A 20701-nucleotide genomic window follows, 5' to 3' on the forward strand; every position below is an offset into this window, starting at 1 on the left:
CCGGATCAGATTGCAGCGCAGCCGTTTCCAGCATCGCGCAGACGGCACTCATTCCCCACCGCCCGGGTTGCCGATCTCGATCATGCGCTGCACCGAGTTACGCGCCAGCGCAGCGGTTTCCAGATCGACGTGCACCTCGTCGCGGTTCTCCACCAAGGCCCGAAGCAGCGCGGCCGGGGTGATCATCTTCATGTACTTGCACGACGCTCGGTCGTTGACGGCCTGGAAGTCGATGCCGGGGGCGGCCTTGCGCAGCTGGTGCAACATGCCGACCTCGGTGGCGACGAGCACCTGGCTCGACTTGGCGGCCCTGGCCGCATCGATCATGCCGCCGGTGGACAGGATGTGCACCCGGTCGGCCGGGAACGAACCTGTACCCGCGAGGTACAACGCCGAAGTGGCGCAACCGCATTCGGGGTGCACGAACAGTTCGGCGTCCGGGTGGGTGCGGGCCTGCTCCTGCAGTTCCTCACCGTTGATGCCCGCGTGCACGTGGCATTCGCCCGCCCAGATCTGCATGTTCTCGCGTCCGGTGACACGCTTGACGTGTGCGCCGAGGAACTGGTCCGGCAGGAACAGCACCTCGCGGTCCGGGTCGATCGAGGCGACCACGTCCACCGCGTTCGAGGAGGTGCAGCAGATGTCGGTGAGTGCCTTCACCGCGGCCGTGGTGTTCACATACGACACGACGACGGCGTTCGGGAATTCGGCCTTCCATGCGCGCAATTCGTCCGCGGTGATGGAATCGGCGAGCGAGCAGCCTGCCCGCTGGTCCGGAATCAGCACGGTCTTCTCGGGGCTGAGGATTTTGGCCGTCTCCGCCATGAAATGCACGCCACAGAACACGATGGTGTCCTCGGGCGCCTCGGCCGCGATCCGAGACAGCGCCAGCGAGTCCCCGACATGATCGGCCACGTCCTGGATCTCGGGCAGCTGGTAGTTGTGCGCGAGAATCGTGGCGTTGCGCTCGCGCGCCAATCGCTTGATCTCCTGCGCCCACTCGGGCGTCCCCTCGACGCCGGTGAATCCCGAGGGCCCGTCGGTGACCTGCTCCATCAGCGTGGTGCCAGGCGCGGTTGCGAGCTCTGCTCCCATCGTCGCCATGGTGGCTCCTTCCTCCATGCGCTCGGCAATACCGCCGAATTCGCACCAAACCAGGTTTTCGACTTATAATCGAAAACGTGCCCCATAGTAACACCATCCACGAATCGCTCACCGCGGTGTTCCAGGTCCGGCGCTTCCCTTCCGATATCACCGCAGGTCCCGGCCCCGCAGAGCGCTCCGGCGAGGTCATCCGACGCTGCCCACCCGACCAGCGAACCGAACTCGCCGTGCTGCTGTGGCAGCGCGCACTCGACCCGCAGAAGGGCACCTGGTCGCTACCGGGCGGCCGACTGCGCGACGATGAAGACCTCGACGACTCGGCCAGGCGCCAACTCGCCGAAAAGGTCGACGTGCGCGAGCTGACCCACCTGGAGCAGCTGTCGGTCTTCAGCAAGCCCGACCGGGTCCCCCATCCGCGCCGCATCGCCTCGGCCTACCTCGGCCTCGTCCCGCTGACCGCGGATCCACAGCTGCCCTCCGACACCGCGTGGCACCCGGTCTCCGCCCTGCCCGATATGTCCTTCGACCACGGCACGGTCGTCGACCACGCCCGCACCCGACTCGCTGCGAAACTCTCCTACACCAACATTGCCTTCGCCCTGGCTCCCGGCCGCTTCACCATGTCCACCCTGCGCGAAATCTATTGCGCTGCACTCGGCTACGACGTCGACACCACGAACCTGCAACGAGTCCTGACCCGGCGCAGGGTCATCACTCCCACCGGTGCCACCGCAGCCCCCGGCCGCGCGGGTGGTCGGCCCGCCGCGGTGTACCGCTTCACCGACTCCGGCCTGCGCGTCACCGACGAATTCGCGGCGTTGCGCCCGCCGACCTGACCGCCGCATGTGGGTCGGGCGGTGGCCGACACCCCACTCACGTCGCTGCGTCGCAGGTGGTCCGACATCCGGCAGACCGGATGCCGGACCGTGGTTCGCGGCCGCTATCGCAAGATGCAGACGGGCCAAAGACACAGAACCACAGCATGTTCCGTGACAACCTGTTCCGCGACAACAGCGCCGCGGCCCGCAACCTCAGCTGTCGACTCCGCTCCAGCAACCGGCGCGCCAACGGCTACGGTCACCAGCAGCAGCATGGCCCCGACCGCCACGGATTTCCACAACACGATTCCCCCTCTGATTCGAAACGGATCTTCTTGTTACCGACCGAATCCGGATCACACCCCGCCCGATGTTCGATCAATCGTACGACTTCGACGCTAGGCGACCGGCACGGACGATGTCGCGAACGGCCACGCTAGAGCTGATAAATGCGCTGATCACGGCGATTTACTGAGAAATCCGGACCGGACGCATGAGAGCGAACCGCCAAGGCGCAGTTGTCCGGACCGGACAAGAATCGGCACAGCGACGACCTGGTGGTTGCCGGTCGACGCCGATCATCGCTCCGGAGAACGACTCACCGACTACGCGTCCCAGGCCGGCAGGCAAACCCCGCGGACAGCAGTCTCGGCGCACCCTGTCGGGCACCCGATACCGCGGACCGAATGGTCGTCTGGCTACCAGACGGCAATCAGCATGGCGGGACGGTGCACCGTCGGCTGGTTTCGTCGCCGCGATCCTCTGGTCCGAGAACGTGCAGCACCTCATCGCGGTCGAATTCGGGAAACAGGGCCTCGACGGCTTCGGTCATCGACCGGTCCGGCGCGCCACCGATCTGGTTCAACAGCAGATGTCCCACCTCGTGCCGAACGATATGGCCGACATCCGCATCCGAAGCCGCCGCGTCATAGGCGATGACGATCTCGGCCGTGCGTTCCAATACCAGCCCGCACGGCGCTGCCTCGGTGTACAGACCCGCCACCGGCAATAGCCGAATTCGCTTGCCTGTCACAGCTTCGGCCCGCTCTATGAATGCCGCCAGAGTCCACGGCAGTGGCACGGCAAGCAATTCCGCCATCCGCCACAGCTGCTCGATGATCGGATCCCTCCGCGGATCGGGACTCACAAGGCATCCAACGCCCGCACCAGGGCGGACAGGTCGGCATCCGCATGCAGGGCACCGCCACCACGCAGCGCCAACCGGGTGACACCGGCCGCACGAATGCTCCGCAACAGCTCCAAATTCCGATGCAGCACTACGACTTCTGGACCGGAATCCGTGAGATAGCATCCTGGAACACCGAAATAGCCCGCCAACGCGACCAGGACCGCGGGATCGCCATCGGAAACCCCGCGCCGCAACGCCTTCAATACCCCGGCCGATACCGGGAACCTCACCCGCCGCGTCAGCTCCCGAGCCACTTCGTCGCCGGACCGCTCCGGTTCCGTCCGCGCGTGAAACGTCGCGAACAGCTGATCGACCCGCTCGGCCACACTCGGGCACCAGTCATCACGCATTCTGCACCCCACCGGCGACACTACTTATCATCCGAGTCTGGGCCCGGCACGGCTGACTGTCCAGTCGCCCCCGAACAGCGGTCATGGCCGCGTTCCCCCGAACGCGGACCGCACCCGACTCGGCGACCTCTGCCGTCGGCGGTCAGCGGGCAGCGGGCACCAATCAGCCGTCAACGGTCACCTGACGACCGTCAGCAGTCGACCCGTCACCTCAGCAGTCACTGTCGGCCGTCACCGGACCAGCCGACACCGGTCAACAGTCACCCATCACCGGTGAGCCGTCAGCCGTCAGCCGTCCTACCGAATACCGCCGCGTCACGAATCCTGCGACCGATTCTTATGTTTCCGCGTCCGACGATACTGCCGCTTGCTGGGAACAGGTTGCGCAGCACTGGACCGGCGCAGCGCATTGCGCCGCCGCCACGCCACCAAATCCGGCCGCTCCCCACTCTGCTCCGGGTACATCCCCGCCAACACCAATGCCTGGTTACGTTCGTTCATTGCCAACACCTCCTTCCCACAGTCGCGCTGTCCGAACCGACTGCGGATCAACGGTATCCGCGCCGACAGCCGGCTCTCCACTCAATTATCGGCAGGTACGGCACCTTCGAGCTCCTACCTATTCACATGAGGGGTCGTAAGGGAGCTCCAGCATGTGGTCCTCCCACACCCGCCGGTTCATCAGCGACCGAGTCACCTCGCAAATCCGGGTGATCGTGTGCTGTGTGTCGAGGTCCACAGCCGGGCTCTGCCGCCCGTGTCGACGCCGATCAAATATTTGCCGTCACCATAGAAATCGACGAACCAGACCGACGACGAGTCTGCCGTGACGGCCGGGTATTTGATCGGCTGCGGATCTCTGATATCCGTGAAGTCCCACATTCGCACTTCCCTGCCGCCGGAAACCAGTAGACGTCCGTCCGGACTGAAGGCAAGCGATCTCGCCGACCATCACATGGGATACCAGCGGCAGGGCTCCCGGGTCGTAGCCTCGGCGGACCCCTCCACCGCCGAGGCCACACAGCTCACTGATGACGAGCTCATTCAAACCGGATTCCAGTTTGTAGCCTGCCAATTCGGCAGGGCGGCTGATTGCTTCCGCCAGTTCGTCCAGGCGCATCGGGCCGAGCAAGTAACTGCGATGCTCGAGAGCGTCCTCCAACACCGGAACATCCAGACATTGCGCATAGAAGTCGGCACGCACCGCCAGCACAACAGCGGCCGAGGCGTGCTCGCCGCGGATGGCCAGGTGTTCGAGCGCGGCCAGGAACACCTCGCGCTGTTGCGGGTCGTGGCACAGGGTGAACGGTTCCTCGAACTGGTCAACGATCAACAGGCGGCGCCGGCCGATGCCCCAATCGGCCAGCGCCGCAGTGGCGGATTCCACGGACTCCGGAGAACCCCCTGCGTTCTCGGAAGCGGCGGAGTTCGCCGTGTCGGGGCCGCGTTCGGAACCCGTGGCACCGTAGGCATATTCGGAGCGGACCGACTCCTGGCTGTGCACGACATCGATGGCGGCGTAAAGACTGCCGACCGGGGCTCGCCCAGGCGTCATGGTCGCGATCGCCCAGTCCTCGAGCGGATCGGCAAGAGCAGGTAACAAACCTGCCTCGAGCAGCGACGATTTACCCGCGCCGGAGGCGCCGACGAGCATCACGATCCCACCGTGAGGTCCCACTCGTTCGACGCCGTCCACAGTCGTCGCCACTCCTGCAGATCCAGCAGCGCAGGCGGCACGGGCTTACTGGACTTGCGCGCCTCGTCGACGAGCGTGAGGAATACGGGCAGCAGGGATTCGAAGCGGGCGGGCACATTGCGCCCCGCCTTCCAATCGCTGATGCGCTGGATCGATGCACCGCCCTTCTGCCCGGCCGCTCGGGTGGCCCGCATCCGCGCCTCGGCCGCGGCCGCAACCCGGCGCAGCGTCGGATTGCCTGCCGCATCGAAGAGCGCGGCGAACTGCTGGGAGAAGACCGTTCGCGGTGCTGGGCGCCAACGGGGTTCCGGTTCACTCGAATCCACCTGTCCTCCTCCACTTCTGGTGTCGGAGGCGACGCTCCCGACCTGTAGCGAGAGTAGGCAGCCGGTCGACGGTAGTGTCCGGTCGCGCCGATCCAATCCGGTAAACGTGCAGCTGGAAGCATCGGATCTTGGTTCCGGACCGGAACATTCAGTCAGTTCGCAGGCAGTGGTGCGACCAGGTTCGGCTGGTTCTCGACAACACTGCGCGCGCGTTCCCAGCACGCGGCGACTGCGGCGATCTCCTCGCCGTCATCGGCCATCGGCGACGGCATCGGGATGACCGGGCGCGCAGCCGCGGCGATATCGTCGGCCGCTATCGGATCGGTCAGGCCGTCTTCATCTGCGGCGTCGGCGGTGGCGGCGCAGTCGCCCGGCGTCCAATGTTCGCCACGCCCCAGAACACCAGCTCGACCAGCCAGAACAGCATGAGAAACAGCTGCACCACAGTCGCGGGAATAGCGAGGAACGGCACTGCCAGCGCGGCGATCAGCACGAAGCGAGCGATGTCCAACGGGCCTGCGCCGCGCAGACGGCTGCCCAAACGCACTGCGGCCCACATTATCCAGCGGCGCGGCACCGACACGCTTGCCTCGCGCAGTGCGCGCCTGAAGATGCCGTCTGCGTCGGCCGTGCCGACCACGCCGGAGCTGCGCAGGTAGTCGTGCAGAATGGCAGCCCTGGTGTAGACGCCGTAGCGGGGTATCAACCAGACGAACGCGCGCGGCACCGAGGCGAAATCGGTGCGAAAGCCTTCGGGGACAACGAATTCCTCATCGGCACCGTGATAGACCAGCGGCGCGGCCACCCGCCAGAACTTCGCGTCGAGCTCCTCGACGACCGGCCCGTTACCGACGAACGCCACGACCCGTTCCTCTCTGAACGCAGAGCGTATCCCACAATTCTAGGTGGTTGTGGTAGTTCCGCACGCCCCCGCAGGCAACGGTTCGGCCAACGCGTCAGTGGGTGGGTCGAGACTCCGGCATCGAATCGGATCCGGGTTCCGGGACCTGCTCGTACCCACCGTAGGGGGCGGCCCCATTGCCCGCATGCTCGACGACATACGGGCGGTAAACGCTTGCCCCGGTGAAGGATCGATCGTCGACCGGCCTGGACTTCCCGAACAGCCCACTGAATCCCGTGCCCAGATCGTCCGACGGGTAGAGCGCGGCAACGAACAGCACCACCAGCGACGCCAGCAGCGGCTGCACGATCAGTGCCAGCCAGCTGCTCACCTCGGTCGGCAGGACGACAATCTGCCCGACGGGCGGATCGTGTGGACGCGGATGTTGCCACCGGGTGAGCTGCTCGCCCACCCAGGACATCGCGAAAGCGCCCGCGAGAGACCCGGCTAGTAGCCCGACTTGCACGATCGGCCCACGTACCGCACGCCACCGCCACGCGCCCACCGCGGACAGCACGCCGGTCACCGCGCCGATGCACACGAAGATCGCGAGCGCGTCGAACTGATGCACGCTCTCCCCCGTCAGTGTGGAGCCACGGCCGGGCTGGACCACCAGCAGCTGCTCGGTCGGGGCGAGCCAACCCCACACGACACCACCGAGCACACTGAGCAGCAACACCGCGACACCGACGACCACTGCCGCGCGCACCTCACGCCGCATCCCCACAGCGCGCGCCACCACTAGCGGCGTTCCAGACTCGCCGAGTCGAGCACCCCGTGCCGTGAACACTTCGCCCACCAGCCGTCCGGGCTCACCTGCACGACCATCCGGCGACCGCACTCTGCACAGAAGCGCGGCGGTTCCAGCCCCAGCGCGGCAGCGGTCGGCACCGGGTCATCCAGACCCGGCACGATCCGCTTACCGGTGAACGGGTTGTAGCGCTCGTCCATATCCATGACAGTACTCATCGCGCCTGCCCCTTTCGTCGCAAGGCGGGCGGATCAGAGCGTTTCGTTGAGCGCTTTGATGGGCATCTTCAACTCGCCGAGCAGATCCAGGTCTGCTTCGGCAGGCCGTCCGAGGGTGGTCAGGTAGTTGCCGACGATAACGGCGTTGATGCCGCCGAGAATGCCCTGCTTGGCGCCGAGGTCGCCGAGGGTGATCTCGCGGCCACCCGCGAAGCGAAGCATGGTGCGCGGCAACGCAAGTCGGAACGCGGCGACAGCGCGCAGCGCATCGGAGGCGGGCAGCACTTCGAGGTCACCGAAAGGGGTGCCAGGGCGCGGGTTGAGGAAGTTCAGCGGGACCTCGTCGGGATCGAGCTTCGCGAGATCGGCGGCGAATTCGGCACGCTGCTCCAGGCTTTCGCCCATGCCGAGGATACCGCCGCAGCACACCTCCATGCCCGCTTCGCGCACCATGCGCAGGGTGTCCCAGCGCTCTTCCCAGCTGTGCGTGGTGACCACGTTCGGAAAGTGCGAACGGGAGGTCTCCAGGTTGTGGTTGTAGCGGTGCACGCCCATGGCGGCCAGCTGGTCGACCTGCTCCTGGGTGAGCATGCCCAGCGAACAGGCGACCTGGATGTCGACCTCGTTGCGGATGGCCTCGACACCCGCGGCGACCTGCGCCATCAGCCGCTCGTCCGGGCCGCGGACAGCGGCGACGATGCAGAACTCGGTGGCGCCGGACTTGGCGGTCTGCTTGGCCGCCTCGACGAGGCTGGGAATATCGAGCCAGGCGGCGCGCACCGGCGACTGGAACAGGCCGGACTGGGAACAGAAGTGGCAGTCTTCCGGGCAGCCGCCGGTCTTGAGGCTGATGATGCCCTCGACCTCCACCTCGGGGCCGCACCACTTCATGCGGACCTCGTGCGCGAGGGCCAGTAGGTCTTCGAGCCGATCGTCGCCGAGCCGCAGCACCTCTAAGGTCTGCTCCTGGGTCAGGCCGGCACCACGCTCGAGCACCTGCTCGCGGGCAATGGCCAAGATATCGGTCTGAACGGGTGCCTGGGTCACTGCACGAATCCCTTCGTCCGGTGCAGTACACGGTCGATCCGCTGGGGTTCACCCCAGGTGGCCGTGCAACTTGAACGGTGTTCAGGCTAGGGTAATGGTAAGAGTGAGTCAAAACACGATGGGGAAGGAATCCGGGTGCAACTACACAGGGCGGACGTGGTCGACGGCGCTGTCGCCATTCTCGACCAATACGGTCTCGCCGATCTGACCATGCGCAGGCTCGCGGGCTCACTACAGGTGCAGCCCGGGGCCCTGTACTGGCATTTCCCCAATAAACAGGCGTTGCTCGGCGCGGTCGCCGACAAGATTCTCGCGCCGATGGACGAGGCGATCGACGCGATCGAATGGTCGGGCCAGATCACCGAACTGGCGCATCGGCTGCGCAACTGCCTGCTGGCCTACCGCGACGGCGCCGAACTGGTCTCGGCCACCTACGCCTCCCGTCTCACCACGAACAAGGGCCGGGAACGCCTGGTGAGCGCGGCAATCCGCGCAGGCATGCCCCGGCACGAAGCCGAACTGGCCGCCTACACCCTGCTGTACTACGTCCTCGGCCAAACAGTCGACGAACAGTCCAGAGTGCAAATGGACTCGGTCGGCGCCCTCTCCGACGACGCCTCCCCGCTCGACGAAACCCCCGACGCCACCGCCCGTTTCGACTTCGGCCTGCAACTGTTCATCGGCGGCGTCCGCCACCTCCTCGGCACCCGCGTCCGCTGACCGAGAACACACCCGGTGGCGCCCGCCGAACCCCGGATTCGGCACGTTGCCCCCAGCGCGACGTAAGCGCCGACGGGCATGATCAGGCCGCGGCTCACGCCGAGGGCGAGGCCGAGGAGACTGCCACGCCAGCGAGTTCCAGTGCCGACGCAGCGGAGAATCACCCCAAGCTGCGCACCTGACCTGGTGCGAGCCGGCCTGCGACGGCCGAGTTCTCCGGGCCCGCTCACGGAGCCAAGGCCGGGCGGCGGGCGAATTGGCTTTCGGGGCGGGGCAGGCCGAAGTGGTCGCGGAGAGTGGTGCCGGCGTATTCGGTGCGGAAGAGGCCCCGCTGCTGCAGGATCGGGACCACTGTTTCCGCGAAGACCTCCAGACCGCCGGGATAGTAGGGCGGCATGACATTGAAGCCGTCGGCGGCGCCGTTGCGGAACCATTCCTCGATGGTGTCGGCCACCTGCTCCGGCGTGCCCGCGAATACGCGATGACCGCGGGCGCCTGCGAGGCGGTGCAGCAGGCCGCGGACGGTCGGGCGTTCGCGCTGCACGATGCCTGCGACCACTTGCAGACGGCTTCGGGCGTTGTCGGTGACATCGCCTGCGTCGCTGAATAATTCGACGGGCACCGGCTCGTCGAGCGCGAGGTGGCGCAGGCTCTTGCCCGCGATGCCCTCCAGCTGCTTCAGGCCGTACTCGGGGACGGTGAGCTCGTTGAACTCCCGTTCCAGCTTCTTGGCGGCCGACTCGGTGTCGGCGATGAAAGGGCTGATGCCGGGGAGGATCTTGATGTGGTCGGCGTCGCGACCGAATTCCCTGGCCTTCGCCTTGATATCGGAATAGAAAGCCTGCGCGTCTTCGAGGCGCTGATGCGCGGTGAAGATCGCTTCGGCGTACTTGCCCGCGAACGCGCGGCCGTCATTGGACGCCCCGGCCTGCACCAGCACCGGATACCCCTGCGGCGTGCGCGGCGCATTGAACGGCCCACGCACCTTCAGATATTCGCCGACGAAGTCGATCGGATGGATCTTGTCCGGGTCGGCGTAGATCCCTGCCGCCTGGTCGAGCACGATCGCGTCGTCTTCCCAGCTGTCCCACAGCGCGACGACCGCATCCACGAACTCTCTGGCTCGGGCGTAGCGCTCGGCGTGCGACGGATGCTCGGCGAGACCGAAATTGGCTGCGGCGAGGTCGGTTCCGGTGGTGACGATATTCCACCCGGCCCGGCCACCGGAGATGTGGTCCAGGGTGGAGAACAGCCTGGCCAGATTGTAGGGCTCGTAGTAGGTGGTCGAGGCGGTCGCGATCAGGCCGAGATGGGTTGTCGCCGTGGCGATGGCGGTGAGCAGCGTGATCGGCTCCAGCCCCGAGCTTGCATTGTGTTTGACATTGGTACGCAACGCCGGCCCGTCGGCGAAGAACACCGCGTCGAGTTTCGCGGCTTCGGCGGTGCGGCCGATCTCCTGGTAATAGGCAACGTCGTAGATCCGGCCCGGCTGACTGTCGGTGTGCCGCCACGCTGCCTCGTGATGCCCGGAGGGGTAGATGAACGCATTGAGGCTGAGTTGACGCGGTGAGCTCATGACGCCTTCTTCTCTTCGTCGATGTGAGGTGGCGTGGTGTCGACGCCGAGGCTGGCCAGCAGCGATTCCCGCAGCCGAGTGAAGCCGGGATCGCTGTGGCGGCGTGGCCGTGCCAGGTCGATGCGCTGATCCAGCGCGATCCGCCCTTCGTCCAGGACCAGCACGCGGTCGGCGAGCAGCACGGCTTCGTCGACATCGTGGGTCACCAGCAGCACCGCAGGCTTGTGCTCGGCGCACAGGTCCTGCAGCAGCGCATGCATTTTGATGCGGGTGAGTGCGTCGAGCGCACCGAACGGTTCGTCGGCCAGCAGCAGTTGCGGCTCCCTGACCAGCGAGCGCGCCAGCGCGACCCGCTGCTGCTCGCCGCCGGAAAGCTCCTTGGGCCATGCCTTTTCCCGACCGGCAAGGCCGACCTCGGCCAGCGCGGTGCGCCCGCGATCGGCGGCTCCGGCACCGGAGAGGCCGAGAGTCACGTTGTCCAGCAACCGGATCCATGGCAGCAGCCGCGAGTCCTGGAAGACCACGGCGCGTTCGGTCGGCACGGTCAGCTCGCCGGATCCCGGCACGTCGTAGTCCAATTCGGCCAGCGCCCGCAGCAGGGTGCTCTTGCCCGAACCGCTGCGGCCGAGCAACGCGACGAATTCACCGCGCGCGATATCGAGGTCGATGCCGCGCAAGACCGCCCGGTCACCGAACCCGCGATACAGGTCGCGGGTTCGCACCACGTTCAGTCGGCCAGTGTCTGCCGCCATGACAGTGCCCTCCGTTCCACCGCGCGCACCGCGATATCGCCGAACAAACCGAGCAGGCCGTAGATCACCAGTCCGACGACGATCACGTCGATCTGGCCGTAGGTGCGGGCCTGCGTCATCAGATAGCCGATGCCGCTAGTGGCATTGACCTGCTCCACGACAACGAGCGCCAGCCAGGCGATGGTCACCGCGAGCCGCAGGCCGGTGAAGAACCCGGGCAGCGATCCGGGCAGCGCGATCCGCTGGATGAATCCCCAGCGCGAAAGCCCTACCGTCGCCGCGAGTTCCACATACCTGGAGTCGACGCTGCGCAGCTGCGCATGCGTGTTGAGGTAGATCGGAATCGCCACACTGGTGGTGATGACGAGCAGTTTCATCTCCTCGCCGATGCCGAACCACACGATGAACAGCGGAATCAACGCCAGCGTCGGGATCGCCCGCTTGATCTGAATCGGCCCGTCCACCAAGGCTTCACCGATCCGGCTCAGTCCCGCGATCACTGCGAGCACCACCCCGATGACGACACCGAGGCCGAGCCCGACGCCGGCACGCTTGACGGAGGTGAGCAGGTTCGACTGCAGTCTGCCATCGGAAATAAGGTCACCCGCGGTCTCGGCGACCGTCCACGGTGCGGGCAGTGTCTCCGGATCCAGCGTGCCGGAGGCGGATCCGATCACCCAGGCGGCCACCAGCAGCACCGGTCCGACGGCGATGCCGAACGGGATCGGTCGACCGGGACCGAGCCTGGGCCGACGCGGCTTGCGCCGGGCGAGCACCGGTGCCGGGGCCGTGCGGGCACGGGCGAACCGGCCGAGTACACCGGCATCCACGGTGGCCATTACCGTGCCTTCGGTTCGAACGCGGCGCCGCTTTCGGTGACGGCCTGGGTGACGGGAGCGTCGAAGCGCAGGTCGAAACCACCTGCGGCGCGTACCTTCTTCGGCAGCTCACCGGCACCGTCGATGACATCTATGGTGGCTTGCTGGCGGTCGATGAGCGCTTGGTCCAGGTGCGGGAAGGTGTACGTACCGAGCGATTCGACGATGCGTTGGGCGTCCTCGGCGCTGACCTTCTGGATGTCGACGTAATACCGACGCGCCCACTCATCCTGGTGGGTATTGGCCCATTGGTGCGCCCGCACGTAGGCGCCGACCAATGCGCGGGTGGCCGCGGCCTTCGCCGGGTCCTGCACGACGGCACGGCGCGCGTAGAGGTAGGCCAATCCGCCGTAGATACCGGTGGTCTCGGAGTCCGGGATCAGTGAGGTGCCCGGCGTGCGCAGCAGCCGGGTGACGTTCGGCTCGATCAGCGGTGCGATGTCGACCTGCCCGGTGCGCACCGCGTCGAGGAACTCGGCCAGTTGCAGCCGAATCAGTTGCACGTCGCCGGTTTTCAGCCCGGCCTTGGCCAACGCGCGCAACACCGCAGCCTGCTGGGCGGTGCCTTCGGCGTAGGCGATCTTCTTGCCCTTAAGATCGGCCAGCGTGGTTGCGGTCTTGCCCGGAGCCACCGCGAGCTTCAGTGCGCTGGCGCTGGTCTGGTACGCCGCCACGATCGGCACGTCCTGCCCGGCCGCCAGCGCGTGGATCGGCGGGACATCGCCCACCGGCGCGACGTCGGCGGCGCCGCCACGGAAGGCCTCGAGAATCGCAGGCCCGCCGATGAAGTTGGCGAATTCGACCTTGAACGGCAGCTTGTCCAGTTCACCGGACAACCGCAGCACCGATTGCAGCCGCTCCTGCTGGTCGGCGACAACGAGTTTGGTGCCCGAGGGAATCTCGGTCGGCAGCGGGACATCGGCGACGGTAGTGGCCGAGGTCTTGTCACTGTTCGCACAGCCGGCCAGACCGAGCGTCGCAGCGGTCGCCGCGACGAGCACTGCGGCGATAGTGCGGCCACGGAGGCCGGTCAAGAACGTGCGTGGTTGGTGCATTCTGGCATTGAAGCAAGACAAATCCGGCGCGGATACGGTTACTTTCAGGCTGATTCGAGCCCTATCCCGGCTTGGTCAGCGCGGCCCGGCCGCACTGGCCGTCGCACGGACCTGCTGCTGAAAGCGCTGTACGAACGGCAGAATCTGCTGCTCGATCACCGTGTTGTATTCGCGGGGCCGCTGCATCGGGTTGGCGTGGCCGGTGTTTCGCGTCATCACCACCAGCAGCGTGCCGTCGATACCGCCGGCGCGCTCGATCAGCACCTGGTGGGAGTATTCGACGTCGACCACCCGGTCGTTGTCGGGATTGCGCGGACGGATGAAGACGATGGCCGGGCGCGGTTTGCCGTCCACGGGGCGCGACAGTGCACGCAGATCGTTGAGCGCGCCGCCTGCCACGATCGCCAGGAATTGCGACTCGATGAGGCCGTTGCTCGCCGCGTCGCGGGAAAAGATCTTCTCGCGCAGCACATCCGACACCACCCCGCCCAATTTCGCGACCCTGATGCCCGGCATCCCTGCGCCACCCCGGTCGAAGAAGCGGTCGCGGCGCGCGTAGGTTTCCACGGTCAGGCGCAGCCCGCGACTCTCCCGCGCGCCGGGCAGCCACGCCATCCAACGCAGCATGTCCTCGCCCCGGCCGCGGCTTTCCGGGCGCACCGCGTTCAGGTCCATCGGCGTGCAATCGAGGATCACCGACACCAGGCGGCGGTCGCTGTCGGTGTGGATGTGCCTGGCGACCTCCAGCGCGATCACCCCGCCCATGCTGTGCCCGACCAGCACGATGTTCTTCAGTCCCGACATCTGCGCGGCGCGGATGATCAGCTCGGCGATCACCCGGGTGTCGATGCCGCTGTTGTCGTATTTGATGGCCCACACCACGCCCATTCGGCTCAGCGCTGGCAGTGCCGCGGCGGTATTGCCGGCATTGAGGCCGCCGAGGCCGACCATGTCGACCACGACAGTGTCCCAGTTCTCGGCGTCGGCCGGGGGCGCGACCGGCAGGATGGCAGGCTCGGTACGCGCCAGCCTGGCCTGCTCCGGCGCGACGTCGTGCACCCAGTACTGGGCGAACAGCACAAGTCCCGCGAGCAGCAGTGCGGCGACCCGCAACAGCGCCAGCCGGGTGCGGCGCAACGACTTCCACCCATGCCCTAGGCCGGTATCCCGCAGGCGGGCTTTGCGTCGCTCGTCGTCCCAGTCCGTGACGGTGGACGGGTGCCGTTCCTCCAACGGCGACATCTCTTCACTGTAGGCACGTTTCCGGGCGGCCTGCCAGGCAAACACGGAACACCTGCCGCGCCCGAAAACCCTACCGACCGGTAGAGTCCGAGCCGCCATCCCAGGTGGGTGCGGGAATCCGGTGCAATTCCGGAACGGTCACCCTCGCGGCTAAGTCACTCTCCCGTCTCAGCCGAACCGGTCGGTTTCGCCGCTCGGGGTCCAGAAACAACCGTTCATTGGGTAACCCGCCCCAACCTGCTCGTGTCGCCAGGGATCACGTTCACAGCGTCGACGTAATGGCGTGATCGGTGCTCTTCCATGAAACACAGTGCGGCAGTCAGGCACGCGGCGAAGTCCATCCGCACGCCGTGCACGAACACGCTCAGATGGACATCCGCCTCGTCCGGCATCGGAGAAGGGTTGGCGCTCATCATGTCTCCGAGTCTCGAACGCTAGCGAGCGTGTACCGGGATTGCTTCCAGCTTGTCGAGGTTGTCGTACGCCTCGGGCCACCCAACCCCGACACGCCCAATACTCGGCTTCCGTATTCGGTTTTACGCGGCCGGCAAACCCGTCGATCGTATCCGCGACCGAGCTGGTGATCTCGTCACACCGGGGCCACCACCTCGGGCGACGCGGCTGCGGCGACAGCCGACCGGCGGCCGGGCAGGGCAAGCGCGACGGCCGCGCCGAATAGCGACAATCCCGCTCCGACCGCTATCGCCGGACCGAAACCGCCCACGAATTCCGCAGCGGATCCGTAACCGCCCGCGCCGGTGAACACCGCAACCACGACGGCGATCCCGAATACCCCACCGAGCTCGCGCATCATGCTGTTCGCGCCCGCCGCCTTGCCGAGCATCGCGTGCTCGACCGCGCCGACCACCGCTGTCTGGGCGGACGGCAGCGCCATCGATACACCGATTCCCGAGATGACCAATGGAATCACCAAGGAGCCGTACGCCATTGCCGGCTCAGCGATGCGCGCGATCCAGAACATGCCGCCTGCCTGCATAGCCAATCCACCTGCCATCAGCGGTCGTTCGCCGATGCGGTCGGCCACCACACCGGCGACCGGTGCGCAGAAGAACAGGGTGAGCGTCCACGGCAACAGTCGCAGCCCGGCCCCTAGCGGCCCGTAGCCGAAGACGATCTGCAGAAACTGCGCGTAGAAGAACACCGAACCGAACAGCCCGGCGAACAGCAGGAAGATTGCGGTGTTACCGGCCGCGAACCCGCGCGAGGCGAACAGCCGCATCGGGATCATCGGCTCGGGCCCGCGCGCCTCCCACACGGTGAAGGCAACGATCAGTACGACACCACCGACCAGCGCGACCAGGATTTCCGCGCTGGCCCACCCTGCGGCATTGCCGCGGACCAAGCCCCACACCACACCGAACGCACCACCGGTGAGCAAGGCCAATCCTCCGACATCCGCCGTCGAATCGGGACCGTAGGTCTCCGGAATCCGGTTCAGCACCAACGGAATCGCGATGAGCCCGATCGGGACGTTGAGCCAGAAGATCCACTGCCAGGACAACCCCTCCGATACGGCGCCACCGACCAACGGACCGCACGCGACCGCCAAGCCCGTAATACCCTGCAGGATTCCCATGGCCATGCCACGCCGCTGTGGCGGGAACACCGCGCTGACCAAGGCCAGCGCCAGTGTCATGATCAACGCCGCGCCGACGCCCTGCACCACGCGCGCCGCGATCAGCGCGGCGACCGTGGTCGACATCGCACACGCCGCCGACGCCGCGACGAAGATCGCCAGCCCCACCGCGAACATCCGCCGCCGACCGAATCGGTCGCCGACGACCGCAGCAGTCATCAGCAGTACGGCAAAACTCAGGTTGTATCCGTTGACCGTCCATTCGAGCGTCTGGACCGACGCCCCGAGATTCTCGCGAATAGTACCGAGCGCCGTCGCGACGACCAGCGTGTCCAGTGCCGCCATCAACGAGGCGATCGCGCCGAGCGCGAGCACCCAGCGCTGCGTCACCGCCGAAACCATTGGTGTACTCACCGTGCTCCTTCCTGTGCAGCGTGCCTGCACAGATATCGACCGGCGCGACGACGGAACTCATCGGTCGGGGGTGCCGGAATTTCCGGTACCGATGAGTTCCGAGCACATGGACGGTCTGCATGTTCGAGGACTTCCATGCCGAGGCCGGGGTCCGACACGAAATGGGCCGACAAAGGGGCACCGATGGTCGACATCGACGAGTTCGCCGTACATACGACGCAATACCGGCGGGAATTGCTCGCGCACTGCTATCGCATGGTCGGCTCGGTGGACGACGCCGAGGATCTGGTGCAGGAGACGATGCTGCGGGCCTGGCGCGCCTATGGCGATTTCGAGGGGCGGGCGTCGATGCGGACGTGGCTGTATCGGATTGCCACCAACGTCTGCCTCAACGCGCTGCAGCACAGCAGTAGGCGCGTGCTGCCGTCGGGGTTGTCGGGGCCGTCGGATGATCCGGAGACCGCGCCGTTCCTCTCGAACGAGATCCCGTGGCTACAGCCGATGCCGGATGTCCGCATCGAATCCGAGTCGTCGGATCCGGCCGCGATCGTTGCCGCGCGCGAAGGCATGCGGCTGGCGTTGATCGCCGTGTGGCAGTATCTGCCGCCACGTCAGCGCGCGGTGCTGATCCTGCGGGATGTGCTGCGCTGGAAAGCATCCGAGGTGGCGGAACTGCTGGAGGTGAGTGTCACCGCGGTCAACAGCACGTTGCAGCGCGCGCACGCCACCCTGCGGCAACTGCCTTTGGCAACAGCCGATATCGCCGAGCCCGACGATCCGGCAGTGCGTGGGGTGCTCGACCGGTACGCGGCCGCGTTCGAGAACGCCGATATGGCGGCACTCACCGAGCTTTTGAAAACCGATGCGGTGATGGAGATGCCACCGATCCGCGAATGGTTCCGCGGCAACCTCCGCATCGTGCGGCTGATCGCGACGCGATGCCCGACCCGCGCAGGCGAGGTACAGATGGTGCGCACCGCCGCCAACGGGCAGCCCGCCTTCGGGTTCTACGTGCGTGGCGAGGCTCACTCGATCCATGTCCTCACCGCGACCCCAACGGGGATCGAGCGCATCGTTTCCTTCCACGACAGCGGACTCTTCGAAGGCTTCGACCTGCCGAAGTCACTGCTATGAACCGTGACCTGTTCGACCGATCGGTGCTGTATCTCCTGTGCGCCCTGCGGGGACTCGGCTCCGACCTCACCAGACCGACCCCGTGCCACGGCTGGGACGTGCGCATGCTGCTCGCGCACGTCGAGGAATCTATCGCCGCCCTGCGCGAAGGAGTTGCGGGTGGCCGAATTTACGCCACCCCCGCCACTCGGCATCCCGATGCCACCGCCGTCGCGCATGTCCAGGCCGCCGCCACCGGCCTGCTCGGCGACCTGACCCACTACTCCCCGAATCCGGTGCTGGTGTCCGACACCCCGTTGCCCGCCGAAATCCTCGGTGCGGCCGGCGCTCTCGAATTGACCGTGCACGCTTGGGATATCGCTGTGGCGCACACACCATCGGTACAGATACCGGACGCGCTCGCAGGCGATCTACTGACCATCGCGCCGCAGCTCGTCCCGATCACCGGTCGAGATCCGCTGTTCGGGCCACCGGTCCCCACCTACACCACCAGACCAGGCGAACAACTGCTCGCCTACCTCGGCCGCAAGAGCCCAGCGCGTGTGGGGGCCGCTGATCCCGTAGCGCTGCCCAGCGCATGGTGACCAACCGCCACAGTCGGTTTCGGCGCCGGCCATCTGTGCCCTCCACCGCATGCCCCACAACCCCAGCTTGGTCGATCCCTCTTTCTCAACGGCTCCGAGGCGGCTCGCGGTACCGTAACAGCTTGGGCGACAGCAGCTTCGGCGGTGTGAGTGTGGCGAATCGAGTCGACCACGACGAAGTCGTGAGTGAGTCCCCCGTTGCGGCCTGGACCACCGGGACGCCCGCCTGCGCAGCTTGCCCACGAGCACGCCCGCGTGCCCAGAATGTGCGCTGAACGAACTCACCGGCTCGTGCCCAAGCGCAACTATGTGCGAGGGCTCGGACTTTTGTGTGTAATCAACGCAAATTCCGCTCGAGCCGAACAGGTTCAGCCTTCACCAGGTGCGCGTGAACCACCCTGGGGCGGCGGCAGTAAAGCGGTCGCGCCCCCAAGCACCCGCGCCCGCGGGGATGGCGCCGACCACGTCGACGCCGGTGACCGCCGGCAGATCGGCGCGGTTGCACTCGGCGGCCAGGTCGGGGTCGGCGGGCCAGGAGCCGATCACCAGCCCTGCACAGCGCACGCCCGCCGATTGCAGTGCGCGGGTGGTCAATTCGCTGTGATTGAGAGTGCCGAGCCCGGCCGCGACGACCACCAGAACCGGTGCATCGAGTTTCTGCGCGAGATCGAGCAGCGTGAATTCGCCCATCCGAACGAGCAGTCCGCCCGCACCTTCGACCAGGGTGAGGTCCGCGTCGGTGAGACCCTCTATCGCAGACACGGTTTCGGCCATGGTCAGCATCGGTTGGCCGCAGCGGCGGGCCGCGGTGTCGGGCGCCAACGGATCCGGGTAGCGGGCGAGTTCGAGGGTTCGGGTGACACCTGCCAGGCGCTCGACCTCAGCGAGATCGCCGGGTTCGCCCGGAGCGACACCGCTTTGAGCGGGCTTGCACACCGCGACCGATCGGCCGGCCGCGCAGGCCGCCGCCGCGATTGCCGCTGTCACCACGGTCTTGCCGACCTCGGTGGAGGTTCCGGTGATCAACAGTGGACTCATGGCCACACCTCGCTGAATACGCGGGCCCGCGATGACTCGGACGCGACCGGGCCGGAGCGCATGCCGACCGACGGCGCGGCGCCCGGCACGGTGCCGCCGCCCGAAGCTGCGGCGCTGAACTGTCGGCTCATGCCGGCACCACGCTCAATCCGCGAGCTTCGGCCAAGACCTCGGTGAGGACGGTGGCAATGGTGTCGAGCTCGGCGGGAGTGAGGTTGGCGCGGGCGGTCAGGCGCAGGCGGGAGGTGCCCTCCGGGACCGACGGCGGACGGAAGCAGCCGACGTCGAGGCCACGGGACCGGCAGGCGCGTGCGGCGTCGTAGGCGACCTGCGCCTCGCCGAGCACGACCGAGACCACCGCCGAATCCGGTGCAGGCACACCCGCGATACGGGCGATGTCGGCGGCCCGCTCGAGCACGCGGGCGGCCATCCCGGGTTCACGGCGCAGCAATCGCAGAGCTGCACGCGCCGCGCCGACGGCGGCAGGCGCGAGGCCGGTATCGAAGATGAAGGTGCGTGCGGCATCGATCAGGTGTGCGCGGACCCGCGCACTGGCCAGTACGGCACCACCTTGGGCGGCAAAAGCTTTCGAGAGGGTCGCGGTGATGACCAGGTCCGGCTCCCCGGCCAGGCCGACCTCGTGTACCAGCCCGCGCCCACCGGTGCCGCGCACGCCGAGACCATGCGCCTCGTCCACGATCAGCACCGCGCCATTGGCGCGGGTCACCCGGTGCAGTTCGGCCAGCGCAGCCAGGTCACCGTCGGCGCTGAACACCGAATCGGTCAGCACGAGCGCGCGTTCCTCGGTGCGGGCGGCCAACAACCGGTCGACGGCGTCGACATCGCGATGCGCGGCGATCTCCACCCGCGCCCGCGACAGTCGGCAGGCGTCCACCAGTGAGGCGTGACTGCCCGCGTCGGAGACGACAAGCGCGCCGCGTCCGGCCAGCGCGGTCACCGCGCCCAGGTTGGCGGCGTACCCGGAGGCGAACACCAAACCGGCTTCGGCGCCGACGAATTCGGCAAGCTCGGCCTCGAGTTGTTCATGCGCGGCCGTAGTGCCGGTGACCAACCGGGACCCGGTCGAACCAGCCCCCCATTGCCGCACGGCGTCGATCGCACCCTCGACCACCTCGGGATGCCGAACCAGACCTAGGTAGTCGTTGGAGGCGAGATCGATCGACGGCGATTGCGCCGCCCGTGCCCGCAGCTCGCGCCGCAACCCAGCGGTCACCCGCTCTGCTGCACGCTCGTCCAACCAGCTCAACGGATCGGTAGTCACAGCTCCGAAGCATACTTGAACACCGTTCA

23 protein-coding genes and 2 pseudogenes are annotated in these 20701 nt (G+C 66.9%); 4 read left to right on the forward strand and 21 right to left on the reverse strand.

What is annotated here, in order from left to right; translation table 11 throughout:
* Positions 1-48: 48 nt before the first annotated feature.
* Positions 49-1104 (reverse strand): quinolinate synthase NadA, encoded by a 1056-nt coding sequence (gene nadA, locus ACLMAL_RS34970; RefSeq protein ID WP_406237989.1) that lies wholly within the window; start codon positions 1102-1104, stop codon positions 49-51.
* A gap of 77 nt (positions 1105-1181) precedes the next feature.
* Here nadA and ACLMAL_RS34975 point away from each other — a divergent pair, with 77 nt between their 5' ends.
* The gene (locus tag ACLMAL_RS34975; RefSeq protein WP_412002987.1) at positions 1182-1940 is read left to right on the forward strand and encodes an NUDIX hydrolase; all 759 of its coding nucleotides are present in this window, start codon (positions 1182-1184) and stop codon (positions 1938-1940) included.
* Positions 1941-2634: 694 nt separating this feature from the next.
* Here the strand turns inward: ACLMAL_RS34975 and ACLMAL_RS34980 are convergent.
* The 10 genes and pseudogenes from ACLMAL_RS34980 to bioB form a co-directional block, all read right to left on the reverse strand.
* Positions 2635-3069, reverse strand: a complete 435-nt coding sequence (locus tag ACLMAL_RS34980; RefSeq protein WP_412002988.1) for a hypothetical protein — start codon at positions 3067-3069, stop codon at positions 2635-2637.
* Positions 3066-3461, reverse strand: coding sequence for a hypothetical protein (locus ACLMAL_RS34985; protein ID WP_412002989.1), 396 nt, complete (start codon positions 3459-3461; stop codon positions 3066-3068). The genes ACLMAL_RS34980 and ACLMAL_RS34985 overlap by 4 nt, the downstream gene beginning before the upstream one ends.
* Positions 3462-3776: 315 nt before the next feature.
* Positions 3777-3962, reverse strand: coding sequence for a hypothetical protein (locus tag ACLMAL_RS34990; protein WP_412002990.1), 186 nt, complete (start codon positions 3960-3962; stop codon positions 3777-3779).
* Positions 3963-4154: 192 nt separating this feature from the next.
* A pseudogene (locus tag ACLMAL_RS34995) lies at positions 4155-4373 on the reverse strand (hypothetical protein); the annotation flags it as partial.
* 97 nt (positions 4374-4470) lie between these two features.
* A pseudogene (locus ACLMAL_RS35000) lies at positions 4471-5115 on the reverse strand (hypothetical protein); the annotation flags it as partial.
* Positions 5115-5483: a hypothetical protein gene (locus ACLMAL_RS35005; protein ID WP_412002991.1), complete on the reverse strand. Its 369-nt coding sequence runs from the start codon at positions 5481-5483 to the stop codon at positions 5115-5117. The gene ACLMAL_RS35005 and the pseudogene ACLMAL_RS35000, both read right to left, overlap by 1 nt.
* A 325-nt stretch (positions 5484-5808) precedes the next feature.
* A complete protein-coding gene (locus ACLMAL_RS35010) occupies positions 5809-6345 on the reverse strand; it encodes a DUF1353 domain-containing protein (protein WP_412002992.1) in 537 nt (178 codons plus the stop codon).
* Positions 6346-6439: 94 nt separating this feature from the next.
* Positions 6440-7123 carry a DUF2567 domain-containing protein gene (locus ACLMAL_RS35015; RefSeq protein ID WP_412002993.1) on the reverse strand — a complete coding sequence of 228 codons (684 nt, stop codon included), beginning with the start codon at positions 7121-7123 and terminating at the stop codon, positions 6440-6442.
* A 2-nt stretch (positions 7124-7125) separates the two neighbouring features.
* The gene (locus tag ACLMAL_RS35020) at positions 7126-7353 is read right to left on the reverse strand and encodes a hypothetical protein (protein WP_328411524.1); all 228 of its coding nucleotides are present in this window, start codon (positions 7351-7353) and stop codon (positions 7126-7128) included.
* A gap of 33 nt (positions 7354-7386) precedes the next feature.
* A complete protein-coding gene (gene bioB / locus ACLMAL_RS35025) occupies positions 7387-8400 on the reverse strand; it encodes a biotin synthase BioB (RefSeq protein WP_328411522.1) in 1014 nt (337 codons plus the stop codon).
* A gap of 135 nt (positions 8401-8535) precedes the next feature.
* On the opposite strand from bioB, the gene ACLMAL_RS35030 reads away from it, so the two are divergent.
* The gene (locus ACLMAL_RS35030) at positions 8536-9120 is read left to right on the forward strand and encodes a TetR/AcrR family transcriptional regulator C-terminal domain-containing protein (RefSeq protein ID WP_412002994.1); all 585 of its coding nucleotides are present in this window, start codon (positions 8536-8538) and stop codon (positions 9118-9120) included.
* 226 nt (positions 9121-9346) lie between these two features.
* On the opposite strand, the gene ACLMAL_RS35035 is transcribed toward ACLMAL_RS35030, so the two are convergent.
* The 7 genes from ACLMAL_RS35035 to ACLMAL_RS35065 form a co-directional block, all read right to left on the reverse strand.
* Complete coding sequence (locus ACLMAL_RS35035; protein ID WP_412002995.1) at positions 9347-10696, reverse strand: LLM class flavin-dependent oxidoreductase; 1350 nt, start codon at positions 10694-10696, stop codon at positions 9347-9349.
* Entirely contained in the window at positions 10693-11448 is a 756-nt protein-coding gene (locus ACLMAL_RS35040) for an ABC transporter ATP-binding protein (RefSeq protein ID WP_328411517.1), read from the reverse strand. Before ACLMAL_RS35040 ends, ACLMAL_RS35035 begins: the two co-directional genes overlap by 4 nt.
* Entirely contained in the window at positions 11424-12287 is an 864-nt protein-coding gene (locus tag ACLMAL_RS35045) for an ABC transporter permease (protein WP_412002996.1), read from the reverse strand. Before ACLMAL_RS35045 ends, ACLMAL_RS35040 begins: the two co-directional genes overlap by 25 nt.
* Positions 12287-13381, reverse strand: coding sequence for an ABC transporter substrate-binding protein (locus ACLMAL_RS35050; protein WP_412002997.1), 1095 nt, complete (start codon positions 13379-13381; stop codon positions 12287-12289). Before ACLMAL_RS35050 ends, ACLMAL_RS35045 begins: the two co-directional genes overlap by 1 nt.
* A 75-nt stretch (positions 13382-13456) precedes the next feature.
* Positions 13457-14623: an alpha/beta fold hydrolase gene (locus tag ACLMAL_RS35055; protein WP_412002998.1), complete on the reverse strand. Its 1167-nt coding sequence runs from the start codon at positions 14621-14623 to the stop codon at positions 13457-13459.
* 215 nt (positions 14624-14838) lie between these two features.
* Positions 14839-15036 (reverse strand): hypothetical protein, encoded by a 198-nt coding sequence (locus ACLMAL_RS35060; RefSeq protein ID WP_412002999.1) that lies wholly within the window; start codon positions 15034-15036, stop codon positions 14839-14841.
* A gap of 176 nt (positions 15037-15212) precedes the next feature.
* Positions 15213-16634, reverse strand: a complete 1422-nt coding sequence (locus ACLMAL_RS35065; protein WP_412003000.1) for a DHA2 family efflux MFS transporter permease subunit — start codon at positions 16632-16634, stop codon at positions 15213-15215.
* A gap of 183 nt (positions 16635-16817) precedes the next feature.
* On the opposite strand from ACLMAL_RS35065, the gene ACLMAL_RS35070 reads away from it, so the two are divergent.
* Together ACLMAL_RS35070 and ACLMAL_RS35075 are read left to right on the forward strand one after the other, a co-directional pair.
* Entirely contained in the window at positions 16818-17768 is a 951-nt protein-coding gene (locus tag ACLMAL_RS35070) for a sigma-70 family RNA polymerase sigma factor (protein ID WP_412003001.1), read from the forward strand.
* Complete coding sequence (locus ACLMAL_RS35075; RefSeq protein ID WP_412003002.1) at positions 17765-18352, forward strand: maleylpyruvate isomerase family mycothiol-dependent enzyme; 588 nt, start codon at positions 17765-17767, stop codon at positions 18350-18352. The genes ACLMAL_RS35070 and ACLMAL_RS35075 overlap by 4 nt, the downstream gene beginning before the upstream one ends.
* 375 nt (positions 18353-18727) lie before the next feature.
* Here the strand turns inward: ACLMAL_RS35075 and bioD are convergent, their stop codons facing one another.
* Genes bioD through ACLMAL_RS35090 form a run of 3 tightly spaced genes read right to left on the reverse strand, consistent with a single transcriptional unit; the run spans position 18728 to position 20672 of the window.
* Entirely contained in the window at positions 18728-19390 is a 663-nt protein-coding gene (gene bioD, locus ACLMAL_RS35080) for a dethiobiotin synthase (protein ID WP_412003003.1), read from the reverse strand.
* A complete protein-coding gene (locus ACLMAL_RS35085; protein WP_412003004.1) occupies positions 19387-19521 on the reverse strand; it encodes a hypothetical protein in 135 nt (44 codons plus the stop codon). The genes bioD and ACLMAL_RS35085 overlap by 4 nt, the downstream gene beginning before the upstream one ends.
* Complete coding sequence (locus ACLMAL_RS35090; RefSeq protein WP_412003005.1) at positions 19518-20672, reverse strand: 8-amino-7-oxononanoate synthase; 1155 nt, start codon at positions 20670-20672, stop codon at positions 19518-19520. Before ACLMAL_RS35090 ends, ACLMAL_RS35085 begins: the two co-directional genes overlap by 4 nt.
* Between the last annotated feature and the right edge of the window lie 29 nt (positions 20673-20701).

The sequence above is a fragment of the Nocardia sp. CWNU-33 genome (genome assembly GCF_046764895.1).
Lineage (GTDB): Bacteria > Actinomycetota > Actinomycetes > Mycobacteriales > Mycobacteriaceae > Nocardia.

Bases quoted from the DNA above. Each gene is read 5' to 3' on its own strand.
- nadA (WP_406237989.1), bottom strand. From the start codon at position 1,104: ATGGCGACGATGGGAGCAGAGCTCGCAACCGCGCCTGGCACCACGCTG.
- ACLMAL_RS34985 (WP_412002989.1), bottom strand. From the start codon at position 3,461: ATGCGTGATGACTGGTGCCCGAGTGTGGCCGAGCGGGTCGATCAGCTG.
- ACLMAL_RS34990 (WP_412002990.1), bottom strand. From the start codon at position 3,962: ATGAACGAACGTAACCAGGCATTGGTGTTGGCGGGGATGTACCCGGAG.
- ACLMAL_RS35020 (WP_328411524.1), bottom strand. From the start codon at position 7,353: ATGAGTACTGTCATGGATATGGACGAGCGCTACAACCCGTTCACCGGT.
- ACLMAL_RS35035 (WP_412002995.1), bottom strand. From the start codon at position 10,696: ATGAGCTCACCGCGTCAACTCAGCCTCAATGCGTTCATCTACCCCTCC.
- ACLMAL_RS35040 (WP_328411517.1), bottom strand. From the start codon at position 11,448: ATGGCGGCAGACACTGGCCGACTGAACGTGGTGCGAACCCGCGACCTG.
- ACLMAL_RS35045 (WP_412002996.1), bottom strand. From the start codon at position 12,287: ATGGCCACCGTGGATGCCGGTGTACTCGGCCGGTTCGCCCGTGCCCGC.
- ACLMAL_RS35050 (WP_412002997.1), bottom strand. From the start codon at position 13,381: ATGCACCAACCACGCACGTTCTTGACCGGCCTCCGTGGCCGCACTATC.
- ACLMAL_RS35055 (WP_412002998.1), bottom strand. From the start codon at position 14,623: ATGTCGCCGTTGGAGGAACGGCACCCGTCCACCGTCACGGACTGGGAC.
- ACLMAL_RS35060 (WP_412002999.1), bottom strand. From the start codon at position 15,036: ATGAGCGCCAACCCTTCTCCGATGCCGGACGAGGCGGATGTCCATCTG.
- ACLMAL_RS35070 (WP_412003001.1), top strand. From the start codon at position 16,818: ATGGTCGACATCGACGAGTTCGCCGTACATACGACGCAATACCGGCGG.
- ACLMAL_RS35075 (WP_412003002.1), top strand. From the start codon at position 17,765: ATGAACCGTGACCTGTTCGACCGATCGGTGCTGTATCTCCTGTGCGCC.
- bioD (WP_412003003.1), bottom strand. From the start codon at position 19,390: ATGAGTCCACTGTTGATCACCGGAACCTCCACCGAGGTCGGCAAGACC.
- ACLMAL_RS35085 (WP_412003004.1), bottom strand. From the start codon at position 19,521: ATGAGCCGACAGTTCAGCGCCGCAGCTTCGGGCGGCGGCACCGTGCCG.